This window comes from Vibrio sp. 2096 (assembly GCF_033339595.1).
GTDB lineage: Bacteria > Pseudomonadota > Gammaproteobacteria > Enterobacterales > Vibrionaceae > Vibrio > Vibrio alginolyticus.
Genome location: NZ_JAWOUX010000003.1, coordinates 359,635 through 378,571, shown reverse-complemented (window position 1 = coordinate 378,571; position 18,937 = coordinate 359,635). Strand labels below are relative to the sequence as shown.

18 protein-coding genes are annotated in these 18,937 nt (G+C 44.4%); 7 read left to right on the top strand and 11 right to left on the bottom strand.

Translation table 11 applies throughout. The annotated features are described in order from the left end of the window. Window positions 1-263: 263 nt before the first annotated feature. Window positions 264-881 (top strand): HAD family hydrolase, encoded by a 618-nt coding sequence (locus R7Q41_RS07870; RefSeq protein WP_025767847.1) that lies wholly within the window; start codon window positions 264-266, stop codon window positions 879-881. A gap of 90 nt (window positions 882-971) precedes the next feature. Here the strand turns inward: R7Q41_RS07870 and R7Q41_RS07865 are convergent, their stop codons facing one another. Continuing rightward, window positions 972-1,520, bottom strand: a complete 549-nt coding sequence (locus R7Q41_RS07865; RefSeq protein WP_005376525.1) for a GNAT family N-acetyltransferase — start codon at window positions 1,518-1,520, stop codon at window positions 972-974. 271 nt (window positions 1,521-1,791) lie between these two features. Between R7Q41_RS07865 and R7Q41_RS07860 the strand changes: the two genes are divergently transcribed. Beyond that, window positions 1,792-2,916 (top strand): acyl-CoA desaturase, encoded by a 1,125-nt coding sequence (locus R7Q41_RS07860; protein ID WP_017821552.1) that lies wholly within the window; start codon window positions 1,792-1,794, stop codon window positions 2,914-2,916. A 359-nt stretch (window positions 2,917-3,275) separates the two neighbouring features. Continuing rightward, the gene (gene dcuC, locus R7Q41_RS07855; RefSeq protein ID WP_053349164.1) at window positions 3,276-4,643 is read left to right on the top strand and encodes an anaerobic C4-dicarboxylate transporter DcuC; all 1,368 of its coding nucleotides are present in this window, start codon (window positions 3,276-3,278) and stop codon (window positions 4,641-4,643) included. A gap of 102 nt (window positions 4,644-4,745) precedes the next feature. Here the strand turns inward: dcuC and R7Q41_RS07850 are convergent, their stop codons facing one another. Further along, window positions 4,746-5,102: a hypothetical protein gene (locus tag R7Q41_RS07850; protein WP_005376535.1), complete on the bottom strand. Its 357-nt coding sequence runs from the start codon at window positions 5,100-5,102 to the stop codon at window positions 4,746-4,748. A 577-nt stretch (window positions 5,103-5,679) separates the two neighbouring features. On the opposite strand from R7Q41_RS07850, the gene R7Q41_RS07845 reads away from it, so the two are divergent. From R7Q41_RS07845 to R7Q41_RS07830, 4 genes are all read left to right on the top strand, one after another. Further along, window positions 5,680-6,912, top strand: a complete 1,233-nt coding sequence (locus R7Q41_RS07845) for an OFA family MFS transporter (protein ID WP_017635352.1) — start codon at window positions 5,680-5,682, stop codon at window positions 6,910-6,912. 67 nt (window positions 6,913-6,979) lie between these two features. Then, complete coding sequence (locus R7Q41_RS07840) at window positions 6,980-8,593, top strand: VRR-NUC domain-containing protein (RefSeq protein ID WP_318144452.1); 1,614 nt, start codon at window positions 6,980-6,982, stop codon at window positions 8,591-8,593. A 165-nt stretch (window positions 8,594-8,758) separates the two neighbouring features. Beyond that, window positions 8,759-9,406: an AcfA family outer membrane beta-barrel protein gene (locus R7Q41_RS07835; protein WP_053303510.1), complete on the top strand. Its 648-nt coding sequence runs from the start codon at window positions 8,759-8,761 to the stop codon at window positions 9,404-9,406. Window positions 9,407-9,421: 15 nt separating this feature from the next. Then, window positions 9,422-9,757 (top strand): YgiW/YdeI family stress tolerance OB fold protein, encoded by a 336-nt coding sequence (locus R7Q41_RS07830; RefSeq protein ID WP_017635355.1) that lies wholly within the window; start codon window positions 9,422-9,424, stop codon window positions 9,755-9,757. 80 nt (window positions 9,758-9,837) lie between these two features. Here R7Q41_RS07830 and yegS read toward each other — a convergent pair whose 3' ends face one another. The 9 genes from yegS to R7Q41_RS07785 all read right to left on the bottom strand — a co-directional run bounded on the left by yegS (window position 9,838) and on the right by R7Q41_RS07785 (window position 18,923). Next, entirely contained in the window at window positions 9,838-10,740 is a 903-nt protein-coding gene (gene yegS / locus R7Q41_RS07825; protein WP_053303508.1) for a lipid kinase YegS, read from the bottom strand. A gap of 8 nt (window positions 10,741-10,748) precedes the next feature. Further along, window positions 10,749-11,654, bottom strand: coding sequence for a LysR family transcriptional regulator (locus tag R7Q41_RS07820; RefSeq protein ID WP_318144451.1), 906 nt, complete (start codon window positions 11,652-11,654; stop codon window positions 10,749-10,751). Between the two features lie 172 nt (window positions 11,655-11,826). Next, on the bottom strand, window positions 11,827-12,252 hold the full coding sequence (locus R7Q41_RS07815) for a bifunctional diaminohydroxyphosphoribosylaminopyrimidine deaminase/5-amino-6-(5-phosphoribosylamino)uracil reductase RibD (protein ID WP_005376542.1): 426 nt from the start codon (window positions 12,250-12,252) through the stop codon (window positions 11,827-11,829). A gap of 49 nt (window positions 12,253-12,301) precedes the next feature. Further along, window positions 12,302-13,603, bottom strand: a complete 1,302-nt coding sequence (locus R7Q41_RS07810) for a BatD family protein (protein ID WP_170893186.1) — start codon at window positions 13,601-13,603, stop codon at window positions 12,302-12,304. Next, window positions 13,600-15,330, bottom strand: a complete 1,731-nt coding sequence (locus R7Q41_RS07805; protein ID WP_206954607.1) for a vWA domain-containing protein — start codon at window positions 15,328-15,330, stop codon at window positions 13,600-13,602. The genes R7Q41_RS07810 and R7Q41_RS07805 overlap by 4 nt, the downstream gene beginning before the upstream one ends. Then, window positions 15,323-16,393 carry a vWA domain-containing protein gene (locus R7Q41_RS07800; RefSeq protein ID WP_005376545.1) on the bottom strand — a complete coding sequence of 357 codons (1,071 nt, stop codon included), beginning with the start codon at window positions 16,391-16,393 and terminating at the stop codon, window positions 15,323-15,325. The genes R7Q41_RS07805 and R7Q41_RS07800 overlap by 8 nt, the downstream gene beginning before the upstream one ends. Then, a complete protein-coding gene (locus R7Q41_RS07795) occupies window positions 16,386-16,964 on the bottom strand; it encodes a DUF4381 domain-containing protein (RefSeq protein ID WP_318144450.1) in 579 nt (192 codons plus the stop codon). Before R7Q41_RS07795 ends, R7Q41_RS07800 begins: the two co-directional genes overlap by 8 nt. Then, on the bottom strand, window positions 16,965-17,927 hold the full coding sequence (locus tag R7Q41_RS07790) for a DUF58 domain-containing protein (RefSeq protein ID WP_318144449.1): 963 nt from the start codon (window positions 17,925-17,927) through the stop codon (window positions 16,965-16,967). Window positions 17,928-17,939: 12 nt separating this feature from the next. Then, complete coding sequence (locus tag R7Q41_RS07785; protein ID WP_005376549.1) at window positions 17,940-18,923, bottom strand: AAA family ATPase; 984 nt, start codon at window positions 18,921-18,923, stop codon at window positions 17,940-17,942. Window positions 18,924-18,937 lie beyond the last annotated feature (14 nt).

The window sequence follows — 18,937 nt, the reverse complement described above, 5'->3', positions numbered from 1 at the left end:
AGCAGCGCGAAATGACGTAAACAGCTCGCAATACTTATCTTTAGTTTCAATCTTTTAAGACAGCTGCACTTGATTTACAACCAAATAAACAAAGTTGCATATAGTTTAGTGTAATTTTGCGATAATCGCTCTGTATCCAATTGGATGTTAATCTCATTTTGTGCAAGAAACTTAAGTCGCGCCTTTGGCACGACTTTCCAACGATTCAAAAACAGTACTCACCGCATATAGCGTGGTGAAGAACAATTGGCTTGGGATGTGTTATGAATTCTGTCCAGATAAAAAATGTCATTTTTGATGTAGGTAATGTATTGGTACGCTGGTCTCCAGTAGAAATCGTTCGCTTAACATTTGGTGGTTCCGTAGAGTCAGAGAAAATGGCTCAGATGCTATTTTCATCACAAATCTGGAAAGATTTAAATAAAGGGACGATCTCCGAAAGGGAAGCAAAACAGCGTTATCAACGTGAACACCAAGTAACGACGGAAGAAATGGGCCGCTTCTTTTATTATGTAAAACACACTCAAATATTACTTTACGGCAGTATAGAGCTGTTAAAACGAGTAAAAAGAGCCGGATATGGCGTATATGCGCTCACAGACAACATCAACGAAATTGTGGAACACCTTCGTACTACTTATGAGTTTTGGCCACTGTTTGATGGAGCAATCATCTCTTCTGAAGTTCAATTACTAAAACCACAAGCGGAGATCTACCAAACTCTACTTTCAAAGTATCAGCTTAACCCCGAAGAGACAGTATTTCTTGATGACATGCCTTACAATGTTGAAGGTGCCCGAGCAGTTGGCATGGCTGCTATTCAGTTTGAAAATGCTCAGCAATGTGAGCTCGAACTAAAAGCCATGGGGGTTAACTTCTAGAAAGCTTTTAATAAAAACATAACGTTAGGGTGCATAAACAAAAAAGAGCAGTGTTGAGACTGCTCTTATCTAATGTTTTAGAACGCTAGGTTAGGAGTAAATCACGTTTTCCTCAATCCCACTAACTAATGACTGGGCGTTCTTCCAACGGAATACTTTTTCTAACACCTCTTTGCCATCAGGTGCGCGCCAAGTTCGCTCTTGATCCTCTTGTCCACCAATGTGGCGATAGAATTCAATCGCAGAAATGTTTTGCGACACAACTTCTAAATAAAGACCTGTGTCTTTAAAGTACTGCTGTTGCCATTCTGCGACAGCAAGTAATAGCTGCTTACCAATACCACGACCACGGTAACTGTCATCAACATGCAATGCGTCAATAAAGGTTCCACGCTCGAAATCATGGTTGCCGAACACACAAACAAAGCCAAGTAGCAAACCTCCCTCCTCCGCCAAGACAATGTGCTGATTGAATGGTGGGTTGGTCAAACGGGTTTGCCAAATCAGTAGTTTGTCGTCAATCGCTTCTTTCTCAAGATAGTTATCACTAAGAATGCCACGGTAATGACGCTTCCAGCTATCCGCATGAAGATGCGCAATGCGCTCGTAGTCCTTATATTCCGCTAATCGTAAATCCATTACGTATTCCTATTTTCTTACATTTTTGCTTCTTTATAGAGTCTCGGTATATTCCACCTTTATAACACTTGTTTCTTGGCAGATTTTATACACCTTAAGCCAGAGCTCATTTTTTAATACTACTCATTATTCAATTAAAAGCAAAATATCCCATCAAGTTCCTTAATCTACACCCAAAGGAATAGTCACATTTGTCTAACTTTAATTTGACTTACATGTGTACGCTGATATTCTGGCGAACAGTTGTTAGCTCAAAGTTAGGGATACACCTGTGACTCAAAACAAACCACCTGTTATCTGGTTGAATACATTAATATTTTCTGCCAGTTTTGTTCTGACTTTTATTGTAATGCCTTGGTATGCATATCATTTTGGACTGGGTTGGGAACATCTAATTTGGGGAGTGATTGCATTTAGTTTTACTAACCTTTCTATTACAGCAGGCTATCATCGTCTCTGGAGCCACAAAACATACGAAGCTCATCCTATTTTGCGCGCCATTTTTGCGATTGGAGGAGCATTTTCTTTGCAAAATAGTGCATTACATTGGTCTTCTGATCATCGTGTGCATCACAAACATGTCGACAATAACGATAAAGATCCGTACTCAGCCAAGCGGGGTTTTTGGTATTCTCACATTGGGTGGATGTTACGTGATTACAATAAATCAAAGGAAAACGAATATACAAACTGCCGTGATCTAAAGCGCGACAAAATAGTCATGTGGCAGCATAAGTATTATGTTCCACTTGCCCTACTGACTAATATTGGTTTCCCAGTCATGCTCGGACTGATCTACGGTGATATCTGGGGGATGTTATTGGTCGTTGGTGCGGCTCGACTCTTTATGAGTCACCATACGACTTTTTTCATTAACTCCCTCGCACATATTTGGGGTAAGCAAACTTTCACAGACAAAAACACTGCTCGCGATAATGGTGTACTCGCCTTTTTCACATTTGGAGAGGGTTACCATAATTTCCATCATATTTTCGAGAATGACTATCGCAATGGCGTGTATTGGTGGCATTACGACCCAACGAAGTGGTTGATAAAGTCATGTTCTTGGCTAGGACTCACATCTAAGTTGCGCACAACGCCTACATTTAGAATTGAAAAAGCCCGTGCGAGTCAACTTTTGAAGAAAGCAAGAGAAAAGCTAGAATCGAAACCGAACACGCAAACAATCCTCGATCAGCTACAGCACGAGTTTGATACTCTAGTTCATCACATGCAGGAATACTACGAGATGCGCAAAGAAGTACTCGGTGCCAAAACTGCCAGTGTGGTAAAGAAATACGAATGTTCTGTAACGAAAATGAAGTACCAGCAAATTAAAGCAGAGTTCGAACGGCAGCAACGTAGTTGGAACCTTATGGTTCGTCGATACGCATAGTTTATCCTCATTCTTACGATTACTTAGCTTCGCTTCGGCGAAGCTTTTTTGTTGTGAAGAGTGTTTTCCAATAATTGCTTATTGAGTAAAGTCTTTTTCCTATTGTGAATCAATTCACTCATTATTCATTCACTTTCCTAGTCATATTTTCCTTCCTATAAATAGCTTCAAACCAGCACATAACACTTAGAAAACCAAATTCCAACAATACAATCTAACGAAATTATTTATTAAATTATTATTTGTCTCAGATCATGCAAGCCCCATATTTGTCTCGTGCCACAGCTAAGAATTCTGTAAATTCCTTGTCATAAACTGAAACAGTTTCTTTCTTTTTTACATAACATTCGGAGATCCCTATGTTAGAGCTCTTAATTGGCTTAGTGGTTACCATTGCGGTGGGTTACTTTATTGTCAAAGGCTATAAAGCTGCAGGCGTGTTACTGACAGCTGGTATTGCTTTACTTCTTATGACTGGCGTTTTGGGGCACGACGTGCTGCCGTCAAAAATCACCTCAACTGGTAACATGGTGACAGATGCGCTTGAATACGTGAAATACATGCTTCAATACCGCGGTGGCGGTCTTGGTATGCAAATCATGCTGCTTTGTGGTTTTGCGTCATACATGACTCATATCGGCGCGAACAACGTGGTAGTGAAACAGTTCTCTAAACCGCTTTCTGTCATCAAGTCTCCTTACGTCCTTTTGGTAGCGGCTTACATTGTGGCGTGTTTAATGTCTCTTGCGGTAAGTTCTGCAACAGGCCTTGGCGTACTATTAATGGCGACATTATTCCCAATGATGGTCGCGATGGGCATTTCTCGTCCAGCAGCCGTTGCAGTGTGTGCCTCTCCAGCGGCAATCATCCTTTCTCCTACTTCTGGTGATGTTGTTATCGCAGCAGAAAAGTCTGGTTTAGAGCTTGATGTGTTTGCGGTACAAACTGTGTTGCCTGTTTCTATTTGCGCAATCATCGTCATGGCAGCGGCAGCGTTCTTCTGGAACAAATACTTAGATAAGAAAGAAAATACACCAATGGAAAAAATTGATGTATCAGAGATCAAAGCTGACGCACCAGCGTTTTATGCAGCTCTTCCATTTCTACCTATCATCGGCGTTTTCCTATTCAACGGTCGTACCATTCCAGGACTTAGTCTAGACATCTACACTATTGTGGTTGGTTCGATTTTCCTTGGAGCTCTGATCCATTATGTTGTAAATAAGTTCGATGGTAAGAAATCACTAGAAGATTTAGATTCTTGCTACGCAGGCATGGCTGACGCGTTCAAAGGCGTTGTGATGCTTTTGGTTGCCGCTGGGGTTTTTGCACAAGGTCTGATGTCTATCGGTGCTATCGATAACCTACTTCATCTAGCAGATAATGCTGGTGCAGGCGGCGTTGCTTTAATGCTTATTCTAACTGCATTGACAGTTGCAGCAGCAATTGCAACGGGTTCGGGTAACGCGCCTTTCTATGCGTTCGTGGAGTTAGCACCATCTTTAGCTGCTAAAATGGGATTAAACCCTGCGTTCCTAATTATCCCGATGCTTCAAGCATCAAACCTAGGCCGTACTATCTCACCAGTATCTGGCGTAATCGTTGCGACATCAGGTATGGCAAACATCAGCCCGTTTGAGGTTGTAAAACGCACATCCGTTCCAGTTCTAGCAGGCCTTATCACGGTGATTATTGGTACTATTGTGCTTGTTCCAATGAGTGCCTAACGGTATTGCCACGATCAAACTAAAAGCAATATCCGAACAAAATTACGTTTAATTAAAAACGCCAGCAAATGTGCTGGCGTTTTTTTATTCTAATGTGATGATTTACGCTGACTTAAATCGGTCAGGAATCTTAGTGATGCTCTCTCTGTAGCTAAACCATAAGTAGGTAACGGCAAGCGAAAAGAATAAATATGAAAGTGCGAATACGATTGGAGACGTGATTAATTCCGCGGACATTCCCCACATCACACCGACTACGGTTATCGTCAACTTAGAAAGCATACCGCAAATGAGTAGGAATAAAGCAAGCTGTGGAAAGCGCGAGCTGCGAAATGCGAAGAAATAACAGCTACCTACCGCTAAAGAAGCAATAGATAAGCCCAACATAAATGAATGGATGTGGTCTGCTGATGCGATACCAGCGGATACCGAAGCCATGAGTAATAGGAACAGTTTCATAAGTCACCTCACAACAAATCTAAAAAGCATCCCTTCATAAATGAAAACTCATTTTTCACTATATTCTGCGCCTAAAATCAGCAATTACAAGTTACTTTTTTGCTCACTTAATGTACATAAAAGCTAATCAGCTTCAATTATTACAAAAGGTTAACAATTAAGAATTAAGAAACCCTTTGCATCTGATACTTACGACAGTCAGATGATAAGTTCGCCATTTTTGTTACAGATGGTTAACATGGAAACATTTAGAAATTTTTTATTTGAAATGTGAACTGTGCACTCAACAGCGTAAAACCTCTCTCTCTTGACTCATCATTCGTTATTAGTGAACAAAAAAATGTCACTTTTTTACAACGTTCTTACTACATACAAAACCATGAATTCACATCCACTTTTAATGTTGCAAATTATTTTATCAGTAACCGTAAAAAGAGATTCCAATCACATATTTATTGGTTATAATCCGCGCTCATTGCGTTAAACGTTGAAAAACGCAAACTAATTTTGAGAAAAAACATCTTTAAACCAACCTTCTTTGCGGCATTGCCAATAAGAGGAAAAACTGAGAATAAAAATGAGCAAGATTGATAAAGCTATGCGCATCCTGTTAGCAGGGTTCTGTATCAACCTTTGTCTTGGCATCCTGTATGCTTGGAGTGTATTCAACAAGGCACTGGTAACTGAATCAGGCTGGAGTGCTGCAGAAGCTTCTGCACCTTACGCAACTGCAACCATCACTTTCTCTATCTGTCTTCTTATTGCAGGTATTCTCCAAGACCGCATGGGCCCTCGAATGATCCTTATCCTAGGTACTGTTCTTACAGGTCTGGGCATGATCGCGTCTGGCTTTGTTGACACTCCACTCATGCTGAACATTACCTTCGGTGTGATCACAGGTGCAGGTATCGGTTTTGGTTACGCATGCCTATCACCTTCTGCGATGAAGTGGTTCCACGCTTCGAAGAAAGGTATGGTTAACGGCATTATTGCGGCAGGTTTTGGTCTAGCGGCTATTTACCTTGCGCCAGTAACTTCTGCACTAATAGACAGCATGGGCATTCAAACTAGCTTTATGGTTCTTGGTGTTGGTATCCTAGCGATTGCGGTTCCTCTTGCAGCAACCATCAACAACCCACCAGCAGACTACACACCTGCGGAGCCTAAAGTAAAAGAAGGCCAAGCACCTAAAGCGGTGAAAAAGTCAGATGACTTAACTTGGAAAGCAATGTTGAAAACGCCACAGTTCTACTCTCTATGGATCATGTACGCGTTTGCAGCTTCTGTTGGTCTAATGATCATCGGTAACATCACGACAATCGCAAGCGTTCAAGCAAACTTGCCAAACGCGGTTTACCTAGCGTCTATTCTTGCTGTATTTAACTCTGGCGGTCGTGTTGCCGCGGGTATGCTTGCAGATAAAATCGGCGGTGTTCGTACGCTTCTACTCGCGTTCGTTCTACAAGGCGTAAACATGGTGCTGTTCGCGACGTTCGACTCTGAGTTTACACTGATCATCGGTACAGCAATCGCAGCGGTAGGTTACGGTACACTTCTAGCGGTATTCCCTACTCTAACGGCTGAGTTCTACGGTCTGAAAAACTACGGCACTAACTACGGCGTGCTTTACACAGCATGGGGTATCGGTGGTGCAATCGGCGCAGCGGTTGTTGGTTTCTCGATGACAAATGGCGACGGCTACACCTTGGCTTACACAATTTCTTCAGCAATGATGGCAGTATGTATCGTACTTGCGTTCATCACTAAGCCATTGTCTGAAGCGAAAGTAGCACAGCTAAAAAACGCATAATTGCGAATTGATTTGATAGCAAAAAGGCTTAACCTATGGGTTAAGCCTTTTTTGTTATCGGTCGTTTATGGAAAGCCCTATCGAACTTGCACCAGACTACTATCTAGAGAACTTCTTTAAGCTGACTCATCACGCAGTAACTTGGTACAGCAATTTACTGACCAAGGAAGAACACGCATGGCTTTGCTCGTTTGATTCTTTGAGCAAACACGCCCAGTGCCTTTTGGTACGTTTATACAGCCGAAAGGGATGTTGGTTTCGAAGTGATAAGCTGAGTTATCCAGAAATACCTTCTATCAATGAAGCACTGGCAGAATTGAGTCAACATGAGTTTGTAGCCCTTTCCCCACCCCTTTCTCATCAAGGGTTAGCGGCTAATTTACTGACCAAGCCAGAAATCTCCACGCTTTATCCCGAACTGCCGAAATCACTCAAGAAAGACGCCCTTGTCGAACGTTTGAGTAATGCGGAATTTGATCGTATAGAGCGGCTTGAGTTTACGATCGTCAAACTCAATTCTGCTCATATGATTGACGTGTTACTCACTCTGTTTTTTGCCAACACCCATCAAGACTTAAGTCAGTTTGTGCTTGATGACTTAGGTTTGCATCAGTTCGAGCAATATCAATTGAGTAAAGTGCGCCGTTTCTTTGATTCACGTGAGCAAATAGACCGCTTAATTGAACTGAGCCAGTTGGCCAACCTGTACTGGCAATTTGACCGAAAAGACAAAGCCAATCTCGACTTATTAATTGAGGCAATGCCTCAGCCCGTTAAACACCGTTACGTAGATCGTAAACGCGAGCACATGTTGAATGACATAGCACGTGATTACGAACGGCTTAATGATCTAGAGACCGCCCTATCTCTATTTGGCCAAACTCAACTCACACCGAGCCGAGAACGACGCGCACGTATCTATGACAAATTAAACCATGATGATTTATTTTGTGACATTGTCACAGATATGCTTAACTCACCGATCGATGTGTCTGAGCTCGAAGTTGCACAAAAACTTGAGCAACGGTTAAAACGACAACAAGGCGAGAAAGTGCCAAGAGTGACGAAGCCAACCTGTACGGAATACCGCCTTGAACTGGATTTATCTCAACAGAGAGTCGAACTCGCCAGCAAAGCGTATTTTGAGTCCTTAGGCTGGACTGTATTTTACGCCGAAAATGCACTGCTTAATGCATTACTTGGTCTCACTTTTTGGGATGCGATTTTTGCTCCTATTGAAGGGGCATTCATTAACGCTTATCAACACCGTCCTTTAGATTTATATCACTCGGATTTTGTTACCAAGCGCCAAGCTTTGATAGACACCGCTTTTGCCGAACTAGAAGCGGGCAACACCCAGATGTTATTGACAAAATACGATGAGAAGTTTGGCATCAGTAATCCATTTGTACATTGGAACTTAATAAGTAAAGAGCTACTCGAAACAGCACTCAACACTATCCCAACTAACATGTTGATGGCGCTATTTAAAATACAATTGAGTGACCTAAAGCTTTACCGCAATGGGATGCCGGATCTGATTGCTTTTAAAGGAAACGAGTTCGAATGGATTGAAGTAAAAGGGCCGGGCGATAAACTCCAAGACAACCAATGGCGTTGGATTAAAGAGTTTACTCGCCTTAATGTCCCGTTTGCGGTGTGTTACGTCGCAGCAACTTAACTTACTCTATATAAAGAGCTTGGTGTTTGTTCACTCAAACCGCCCCTCGGTTATCGCCCCTTGCTCTTTTTTCTAAACATTTTTTCGTTTCTTCACGATCGCTTCACGCTTCTTCACACAAAATGCGCTTCTACTCACTAAGTTGATTTGAAGAGGCAAAATAAAATGAACAAAACACTTCTTGCGTTACTTGTTACCTGCTCAGTTTCGGTATCTGCGGCTCCTTATGTAGGTCTGGAATATGGACTAGGCACCACTGACCATGATTTGGAACCTCACTTTTCAACTGACAACGTAACACTCAACCCTGAGCTTGAAGACGGTATTTTCTCAGGCTTTGTCGGTTACGCATTTAATGACAACTGGGCATTGGAACTGGGTTACAGCCAGTTTGACCTTGATGATAGTCGTTCAAAAAACCTAGGTATCAAGTCAATCGATGGCAAAGATTACCATCATGAAATGGATTGGGATGCGTCAATCAAAGCCAAGCAAGTGTCGTTGGCTCCTGTGTTTAACTATGCATTAAATGATAAATGGACAACAAAATTCAAAGCGGGTTTAACTTACACGCAATACGATGCCAAGGTTTCTAAACATCAAGAATACGAACTTGTCACGAACGACGATGTGGAAATGACCAACACGCTTTTCCATAGCGCGGAGAAAAACAACGAGCTAGGCGCAATGTTCTCAGTGGGTGCGGAATACAGAATTTTCCCGCAGCTCACCATAGGTGTAAACGCAAAATACCAACTAGACAGCTACGCAAACACTGCATCCTTTAATGTAGGCACAACTTATTACTTCTAATATCAGGAGAGGATAATGAAAAGAGTATTGTTAACATCCATGCTTGCCCTACTTTCAAGCTCGGCTTTCGCCGCATTTAATGGCCCAGAAGTCAGTGCAATCAATACGGTGAAAGAGGCGCGCAACGCAACCGACGACAGCGCTGTAGTGCTAACCGGGCATATTGTTCAATCATTTGGTAACGAGACTTACTTGTTCAAAGACAACACTGGTGAAATCGAAGTAGAGATCGACAACGAAGATTGGATGGGTCAAGAAGTGACACCAAAAGATACCGTAATGATTCGAGGAGAGGTTGACTCAGATTGGACAACTACGCAGATAGACGTTGAGACCATTCAAAAACGTTAAGAAGTTGACGATACCTCAACACAAGCAACACAGCCACATTTTAGTGGCTGTGTTAAGCAATAATCATGGAGAACGCTCGTTTAGCTAGTCAAGCAAGGACAATCTTGCGGTACGACTAATCGTATACTCTTAGGCTGAACATCAAATCTAATGGTTCTCGAATGATAGGGTTCTCCATCTAAATTAAGAGGTAATGGATTCGGGAAGTCTATCTCCAACCAGCTTGCTCTTGTGTACTTCACAAACTCTCCTTTCTCACTCGGGTTATTGATCTCGTCGATTACTTTAGGCAGCTCATGAGGTAAAAATGGGCGCACCAATGTTAGATCCATCAGCCCATCATTAATCATCGCTTTTGGAGCTAACTCTTGCCCACCTCCAGCAAGGCGCCCATTACAAAACGCACCGAGCAACATTTCTCCCTGATACGCACCACCTTCAATCGTTATTGTTCCGTCATATGGTTTAAAGCCAAGTGCTTTTACAACACCAGTTAGCGTGTAAGCTCCACCGCCAAGAAAGTTTTTGAGTTCAACAGGCGTTTCTGCTGTAACTTCTGCGCCAAACCCTGCTGTTGCCACGTTAATAAAGCAGCGATCGTTCGCTTTGACGCAATCGACCAAGGCGGACTGCCCCTCAACAGCAAGAGATAAAGACGCCTTAATGGAATTAGGTACTTGAATAGCGGTAGCAAAGTCATTGGCGGTACCAAGGGGAATAATGGCTAACTCAGGGCGTTTTTCTTCGTCAATTTGAATAACCGCAGAAGCCGCCTCATTGACGGTTCCATCGCCTCCAGCGACAACAATACGTTCAATGCCTTCATCAACCGCTTCTTTCACTAGCCGCGGCATGTCTTGAGATTCCCACGTCACACGCACCTGTACGTCGATGCCTTTTTCTCTCATTTTCATGATTGCATCTCTTAACTCTGGATTCCCAGCTTTTTTTCCGTTAAGGATGGCACGTATTGTCTTTTTCATTGCACTTCCTATTGGTTGATGACTTTTCCTGCTTGCTTAATCTGTGAACGCAACCATTGATGGGCGCTGTCGTTTGTGCGACTAGGATGCCAGATTGTGCAAAGCTCATACATTTGTTCATCAAATGGCATTGATAAAGATTTAACATGATAGGTGTTATTGAACAAGTTGATCATCGACTCTGGCATTAAACCAATGTATTCACTACCACAAATAATTGGGAGCATTTCTAGTACGCCTGAGGCTCGATACTTAATCTTTCTCTTATCCAAGTCGACAATGTCATCGGCGTTTAACAAGCTCTTACGACTCTGCCACTGCGAAACCACTACGTGTTCTTCTTCAAAAAATTGTTCAGCCGTAATCTCGTCATTCAGGCGTGGATGCGTTTCGCTACATACCACCACCAAACGCTCCGTAAGTACAGTTTCCAGTTTTAGCACCGTTCTTGCTCTTTGTGTGATATCAATGATCAAATCGTATCGTTGTAACCGCAGATCACTTTCAAAATCTTCCGTAAAAAGCGGATGTACTTCTAATGCAACATTTGGCGCCGACACACGGATTTGTTTCATGACTTGAGGTAGCAACTCAAAGCTCGCAACGGACACACAGGCAATAGAAAACACTCTATTCGACACTTTAGGGTCAAACTCACTAGAGGCCGATAATGTCGAAGTGAAATTTTGTACTGAAGCTAGAAGAGCAGGATAAATATCCATCGCAAACGAGGTAGGCTCGACACCTTTAACGCAACGATGAAACAATGGATCATCGTAGATATCACGTAGCCTTGCTAGCGCTTTACTCACCGCAGGCTGGGTGATGTTTAAACGCGCCGCCGCCCGAGACAAGTTACGCTCTTCATAGATGGCAGTGAAAATGGGAATAAGATTAAGGTCGGTCGGTTTCATGCTATTAAATTTTTCAAAAGTCACTTTCTCTATTTTAATCTAACAGCATGATCCTTCACGTAGCCAAGTGCAATAAATGGGCGGTATCGCTTGTTTTAATGAGTTTTAACTCAATTTTGACGCACTTCATTCACCACATAAACTGGCACCATAGTGCAACGTAAAGCTTGACTTAGGCTTTGCCTAGGTAAGGGGTAAGAAACTCGCTGACTTCCTCGCCGCACAAACCCGTTTCTACCTCTATACCTGCTTGTTTTAGAATCTCGATACCTCGACCACTGTTGCGCGGGTCGGGGTCCAATATGGCTACGACGACTTTGCTTATGCCGGATTTGACTAATGTCACCGCGCAAGCTGGCGTGCGACCAACAAACGAACACGGTTCCAGCGTAACGTATGCCGTCACCGATTCTAACGAGCCTTGATACGCATTCAGCGCTTCCACTTCCGCGTGATTGCCACCAATCGCTTGAGTATGACCTTCAGAAACGATTTGATTGTCTTTCACTAACACGCAGCCAACCGGCGGGTTGGGTTGACATTCAGGAAGCGCATTTTTGGACACTTCCAATGCGCGGCGCATAAACTCTTGGCTCATTTGAACTCTATTCTCTAATAAAAACGAGGCGCTATATTAGCGCCCCGTTTTATTCATTGTCATCTCTTCCAATGACTTTGTCCAGTTCTGGTAACGCTCGCGGAATACGGAATTTAAAGCGTTTTTGTTTGGTCTGGACTTTGCGCCACATCGACTTCAGTAAATGAGCGCTATTTTCACCATTTTGCATTCGCGACGCACTTTTTTGCCACGATTCACTCGTATCGGCTTTGGTCATTTCTAGCTCGGCCGTATTTAAACGCAATTGTTTGTACAATATGGTCCTTGCTTCAGACCAACGTTTAGCCTTTAACAAACGGTGGAACGTCAGCCATGCTGGTGTCGGTCTGTTGCGGTAGTAACGTTTAATGGCTACCAATGAAATAATCACAAAACCCAGCAACACAAGCGTGGAAACAATCCATTCAAAGTACGTTCTGATGAAGGACTTCAACGTGTGCTTCGCGGCAAAAGTTTTGCCCTCTAACATCACCGTTTCCACTTGCTGAGTCTTACTGTTCCACCAACGGAACTCATAATCCGGCAGGGTTAATTCACCACCTTGTTGAATCACGTACACGCTCTCTTCTGTGCGTGTTGACTGGTAATCACCACGTGTTTGCGTATCTGTCAAACGGTGGGGTTGAGGATACGCTTGATAACGGGTTGTTGATTCTCCTTTCAACAAGTCTGGTAGCAATACAGATAGTGAATCTTGAGCCGAAATGGTGATTTTACGCGTGATTGCATCCCCAACTTTGAGTGACTCAGTGGAGGTATCCCACTCTTGCTTTACCTCTACATCTGTTGCAGAAAACCAAGGTGTCTCACCACTCAGCAGGCCCGATGGCAATACGGTTTTGAACTTAATCGGCTGCGTGTAAAGTGTGCCTGACACCTTCTCGCCGTCCGGCGCCGACACCTGAACGCCCACTGCGACAGGTGGAATCACAAAATCACCAGAAGCTTGAGGATACAAAGTCACTTCCCAGCGTTGACGCGACCAAGTTTGTCCCTCTTTTTGCTCAGTAAAGTTGGTTGCTAGTTGATTACGCTGTTTGGCGATAACATTGGGTATTTCAATATTGCCAATTCTCGTACCACCCGTAAACCAACGCGGCGTTGCCACTTCGATGGTTAAAATAACTTGCTCATTGACGCTAAAACTTGGTGTTTTCCGCTTCTCTCCAGCCGTTGGTTGTTTACCAACCCACGCTTGTAACTCAACACCATGCTCTCGTTGAACGTCACGAATATCTTGAGCCAACACACTACTGCTCAGGAGGAAACCGAAACAGATAACTAACCACAAGGGTAAAGCAAAGTGCGTAAAACGGTGGCTTTTCATCATTGCACCGCCTCCTCTGTATTTTCGTTCGCAGTAGAGGTTGATTCTCCGGTTTCTATTGAACGCAATTGAATCTGAAACTTCGCATTTAAGAAGTATTTAGGATCCGCTTCGACTCGCTTTAACCATTTGTCGGCTAATTCTTGGCTACCTAAGATGTCGTCTGCACTTAACGTCTCTTTAATCATCAACTCCGCTGACGTTTTTTCATCCGCCCCTTCTGCGGTTTGAGGGTTGTCGCCTAGCTCGGTTGACGCCTCTTGCTCTGTTCCGGCTTGACTTTCACTCATCTGATTTATCTCATCGACGATGCCAGCAATCACTTTCAAGTTGTGCTCAACATCAGGTCTTAACGACTCGCTCAACGTTGGCTTACTGGCTAGGGATTTTAACAAGTCACGAGCAGCCAAATATTCTCGCTGACGCGCCAATGCGCTCGCCGCATTGTAAAGACCGTAATCTCTAACCTCTTCGGACGGGTCGTTTTGCATTTCCAAAAACGCACTGTGCGCGAGCTCAAACTCGCTAGCGTAGTAGTACGCCGTGCCTTTACGTAATGGATCGACAAAGTGTTTTGCAGCTTCTAAATACGCTTGTTGGTTGAACAAACGCTGTCCTTGTTGATCTGGCGTTAGCCACAAATCCCACCACCATTGCGCCACCTTGTCGAAAGCCGTCACTTTTTGCACAACTTGTGGCTGCTCGGCTTTAACTGAAATGTTCTCGGCCAATGCACTTGTTGGCATCAATAACGTGCCGCTCACCATTACAATCACGCACCACTGCACTAACCACCCTTTTCTAAACCACAGCATCATGATCAGCGCGATTGGGAACAGAATTTGATACCCCATGTCTTTCCAAGGCATTGAAGATTCGCCATTAAGCTGCATATTGCGCTCAACGTATCGATTCAGTTGCTCGATATCACTATTATCGACGGTCACTTCCACCAATCGACCGTTAGCCTGACTAGCCAGTTCTTGTAGAGAATCCAAATCCATTGGGTTGTTACTCACAATGTCAGCATTCCCTGCCGCAAGAATTAACAGTTGATAAGATTTGCCCGAGAAATACGCTTGGTATTGCTCAATCGTGGCTGGATTAACGCCATCACTCACCAACAGAACGGTAGAGCCTGGTTGACCTTGCAATTGTTGGTCAATTAACGGCAAGGCTTTTTCGGCAAGCTTACCTTGCACGGGCATAATTTCTGGCGTAATGGCCGCCAAAAACGGGTCAAATACTTTACTGTCTTGAGTTATAGGCATCGCGACATGAGCACTGCCCGCAAACACGACTAACCCCGTTTTTCCGCCTTTTCGCACGGCTAGCAAATCGCGTATTTTCTGTTTGGAACGCTCAAGGCGGTTTGGTGGGAGATCTTTTTGCAGCATCGATTCGCTGTTATCAAGCACCACCAGCAGAGAGGCTTTATCTTCGCCAAAGGGGGAAGATTCACGTTGCCACGTTGGGCCTGCACAAATCACAATGGCGATGAACACAATCAGCATCAAGAGCTTAAGCGGCAGTTGCTTACGCCAACCTCGCTCACCTATCGTCAAAGCATTGCGTAAATGTTCGGGCAGAATATCCTTCCAGCTTGGCTTGCTTTCTTCTCGCCAGCGTAACCACACCAAGAAAAACATGGGGACCAAAGCCAGTAACCACAGTGGTCGAATAAAATGAAACTGCGTAAAGAATTGCGTCCAACTAAGAGAATCAAACATCGCTATCTCCTAATGATGATCGTGTAACAGCCCTTCTTTTGAGTGTTGCGACGCTGAACGCGAGCAAATGCATGATGACCACTAACGCCATCAAGTAATGATGAAGGCTTTGTTTTGGGCGGTATGTGGTGCTTTCGTAAAGTTGAGGTTCCAGTTTGCCAATTTCGTCGTAGGCAGCCGATAGTTCATCACGGTTGAGTGCTTCAAACGCTTCACCGCCGGATTCTTTCGCAATGCGATGAATCGTGTCCATATCCAACGCGGTTTCACCTATCGTTTCCGGATCGCCCATCGCAATGACGTGTACTCTCACGCCTTTGGCTTTCGCAACTTTCGCCGCATCAATCGGTTCAACAAAACTGCCCGTGTCGTTACCATCGGTTAATACAATCGCGACTTTTTCACGGTTTTGGTCTTGTTCTAAAGCACCACGCGACTGATCGCTTTGCTCAAAAACTTTAATCGCTAAGCCAATCGCATCACCAAGATGGGTACTCTGCCCTGCCATTGCCACATCGGTTTGGTTAAGCAGTTCGAGCCACACTTTTTGGTCTGCGGTAAATGGCGTTTGCACGAAAGCAGCATCACCAAAAAGCACCAAGCCTAATCGGTCACCTTTACGAGACTGAACAAACTCCGACAGCACTTCTTTTGCCGCATCAAGACGAGAAATTTTTTCGCCTGTACGTGAGGTGAAATCTGGCTCGGCCATGGAGCCCGAAAGATCCACCACCACCATCACATCGCGGCCTAAACTCTCGCGAACTTGAGGCTCGCCTAACACAGTGGGTTTTGCCATCGCACACACCACCAAAAGCCATGAAAGAATTAACGTTGCTCGTTGCCACCAACTCGGGGTCAACTGGCTTGCACCTTCTGATGGCGTCTCGCCAATCGCTTCCACCAGCTGACTAAAAAACGGCACTTTGATCGCCATTTGCTTAGTGCGATATGCGGGCACCAAGTAGTACACCACCAACGGCAAGGGCAAAACCAGAAACCACATTGGGTGAGCAAATTCAAAACCTGACAAACCAGTTATCGATGCAAGAAGATCATTCATGTTGACCTCCCTGATGTGCTTTGCGTTTCAATCGTGGTGATTTATTTGCCGCGCTTTTTTGAGCATCACAACGGTGCTCACTCACCCAGTTTTTCGCACGAGCAATAAGCGTTACTCGCTCTTCGTTGGTTAGCGTAACGCTTGGGTCAACAATACTTTGTAGCCAGCACTTTGAAAGCTCATCGTTAAAAACCATTTGCGAGTTTGCTTGAGAATCTTCGGTTTGCGGATACAGCGCATCGAGCTTGCGCAGAAAGGCGGTATCAAACAATTTCGCGTTGCGGCTATCAATATGAATCAGCACTACTTTAAGCACAGAGAACAATACTTTTGGCATGTCTTTGTCGCTCGATTTGATTTGCGAAATCGCCAGTAGAGCTTCTTTTCGGTAACGATTATGCCACCATTGCCGAGCCAATCGATATACGACATACACCAATGCAATGAACGCAACCGCCGCTAAAATTTTCCAGCCAATAGTTTGCGGGTACCAACTCACGCTAGATGGTACGGCCACATCATGCAGCTCTCTGAGTATGTAGGTACTTGGAGGCGTAGGAAGCTCACTCATTTAACGCCCTCCTACCAGTTTTTGGAATTGTTTAATGTGCTCACCTGTCGTATCGAGTTCGATGTGCGGAAGGTGTTTCATCGCCATAAGTTGAGAGAGTGATTGACGCTGTAAGCTAGTTCGAGCCTCAAGCTTTGCGCTCGCAGCTTCTACCTTTGCTTTGCTGTCTAAATTGAGTTGATACTGCCCATCACCAACCACCCATTTCGATTTTGCCAAATCGTCTGGTAGCGCTTGTTCTAATGGGTCACTGACCATCACTGCAAGAACATCGTTGTGCTGTTGTAGCTGTTTAAGGTGATCAAGGTGGTGCTCCTCGCAGTCGCTCCAGTCGCTGATAAAAATCAAAGTGGATTGCTTGGGCTTCATGCGTTTAATAAGCTCAATCCATTGACTGAACGTTACTTTTTCGGAATTGCAGGAGTCCACATTGAGCGATTGATTGACTTTAGCGAGACGTTTAAGTTGCGCCAGAAGATCGTTTTGCGAACGCTGTGCCTTGCTGTGAAACAACGCCTGCGGGGATGCGATGACAAAACCGACTCGGTCGCCATCTTTTAATACTCGCCACCCACACATCGCTGCGATCTCTGCCGCGACAACTGATTTCATTACTTGCGTCGAAGCAAAAAACATTGTGCTTCTCTGGTCGACACACACGATTACGTTGCGATCTTTTTCTTCTGTATAGCTGCGCACGTGCGGCTTACCTGTACGCATCGTAACTTTCCAATCAAGGTTACGAATATCGTCACCCAATTGGTAATGGCGCAGCTCTTCGAAGTTCAATCCACGACCGCGAAACAACGAATTGTGTCGGCCAGAGAGTACGCTACCCGCTTTTAGATGAGGAAGTAAACTGAATGATTCTGCTTGTGCTTGCAGACGTACTAAACGAGCATAATCGCAGTACAAACGGGGATCCATCCCCTGTGATTTTGGCGCAAGAGTTGGCTTAGCCATAATGCCTCCCACTTACCCAATTTCTACACAATCTAGCAGCTCTTGTACGACTCGTTGATGATCGACCCCATCTGCCAGTGCATCGTAGGTCAAAGAAAAACGGTGGCCCAATACAGACGGAACCATGGCACGCACATCGTCAGGAGTAACGTGGTCACGTCCTTGCATCCACGCATACGCACGAGCGCATTTGTCGAGTGCGATAGAAGCACGAGGACTAGAGCCAATCTCAATCCATTTTGCTAAGTTTGAATCAGCATAACGCTCTGGCTTACGAGTCGCCATCACTAACGCAACGATGTAGTTTTCCACTAGGTCTGATACCACGATGTTTGGTAACTGACGGCGCGCTTCTAGCACCACGTCTGGCTCGATGTGTTTTGGCGTAATAATTTCGCTGCTGGTTTCCGCACCCAATTCTTCACTGCGCACCAAACGAATGATGTCACGTTCTGCGTCATCTTCTGGATAATCGACGGTAACCTTCATGATAAAGCGGTCCATTTGCGCTTCTGGCAGTGGGTACGTGCCCTCTTGCTCTACTGGGTTTTGCGTTGCAAGCACCATAAATAAGTCTGGCAATACGTGAGTTTTATCGCCTACTGTGATTGTGCCTTCGGCCATGGCTTCAAGCAGTGCCGCTTGTACTTTGGCAGGTGCACGGTTGACCTCATCAGCAAGTACAATGCTGTTAAAAATGGGCCCAGGTTGAAAGTGGAGTTGCGGCTTACCATCCAGCTCTTGATAAACCTCAGTACCCGTCACGTCAGATGGTAAAAGATCCGGCGTAAACTGGATTCGACCAAAACTGGTGTTTAACAAGTTCGCCAACGATTTTACGGAACGTGTTTTTGCCGTTCCCGGTAAACCTTCTAGCAGAATATGCCCATTTGTTAATAACCCGATGACTAAAGCTCGAACCACGTGGCTTTGTCCAATGACGCTTTTTTCTGTTTGTTCGATGAGTTCTTTTATCGCTTGTTGTGCGTGGTTCATAGGATACCTTTTCA

What these genes read in the sequence shown, in the direction of transcription:
- R7Q41_RS07845 (WP_017635352.1), top strand. Translation starts at nt 5,680, where the DNA reads ATGAGCAAGATTGATAAAGCTATGCGCATCCTGTTAGCAGGGTTCTGT.
- R7Q41_RS07835 (WP_053303510.1), top strand. Translation starts at nt 8,759, where the DNA reads ATGAACAAAACACTTCTTGCGTTACTTGTTACCTGCTCAGTTTCGGTA.
- yegS (WP_053303508.1), bottom strand. Translation starts at nt 10,740, where the DNA reads ATGAAAAAGACAATACGTGCCATCCTTAACGGAAAAAAAGCTGGGAAT.
- R7Q41_RS07870 (WP_025767847.1), top strand. Translation starts at nt 264, where the DNA reads ATGAATTCTGTCCAGATAAAAAATGTCATTTTTGATGTAGGTAATGTA.
- R7Q41_RS07865 (WP_005376525.1), bottom strand. Translation starts at nt 1,520, where the DNA reads ATGGATTTACGATTAGCGGAATATAAGGACTACGAGCGCATTGCGCAT.
- R7Q41_RS07790 (WP_318144449.1), bottom strand. Translation starts at nt 17,927, where the DNA reads ATGGCTAAGCCAACTCTTGCGCCAAAATCACAGGGGATGGATCCCCGT.
- R7Q41_RS07800 (WP_005376545.1), bottom strand. Translation starts at nt 16,393, where the DNA reads ATGAATGATCTTCTTGCATCGATAACTGGTTTGTCAGGTTTTGAATTT.
- R7Q41_RS07810 (WP_170893186.1), bottom strand. Translation starts at nt 13,603, where the DNA reads ATGATGAAAAGCCACCGTTTTACGCACTTTGCTTTACCCTTGTGGTTA.
- dcuC (WP_053349164.1), top strand. Translation starts at nt 3,276, where the DNA reads ATGTTAGAGCTCTTAATTGGCTTAGTGGTTACCATTGCGGTGGGTTAC.
- R7Q41_RS07840 (WP_318144452.1), top strand. Translation starts at nt 6,980, where the DNA reads ATGGAAAGCCCTATCGAACTTGCACCAGACTACTATCTAGAGAACTTC.
- R7Q41_RS07850 (WP_005376535.1), bottom strand. Translation starts at nt 5,102, where the DNA reads ATGAAACTGTTCCTATTACTCATGGCTTCGGTATCCGCTGGTATCGCA.
- R7Q41_RS07820 (WP_318144451.1), bottom strand. Translation starts at nt 11,654, where the DNA reads ATGAAACCGACCGACCTTAATCTTATTCCCATTTTCACTGCCATCTAT.
- R7Q41_RS07805 (WP_206954607.1), bottom strand. Translation starts at nt 15,330, where the DNA reads ATGTTTGATTCTCTTAGTTGGACGCAATTCTTTACGCAGTTTCATTTT.
- R7Q41_RS07815 (WP_005376542.1), bottom strand. Translation starts at nt 12,252, where the DNA reads ATGAGCCAAGAGTTTATGCGCCGCGCATTGGAAGTGTCCAAAAATGCG.
- R7Q41_RS07830 (WP_017635355.1), top strand. Translation starts at nt 9,422, where the DNA reads ATGAAAAGAGTATTGTTAACATCCATGCTTGCCCTACTTTCAAGCTCG.
- R7Q41_RS07785 (WP_005376549.1), bottom strand. Translation starts at nt 18,923, where the DNA reads ATGAACCACGCACAACAAGCGATAAAAGAACTCATCGAACAAACAGAA.
- R7Q41_RS07795 (WP_318144450.1), bottom strand. Translation starts at nt 16,964, where the DNA reads ATGAGTGAGCTTCCTACGCCTCCAAGTACCTACATACTCAGAGAGCTG.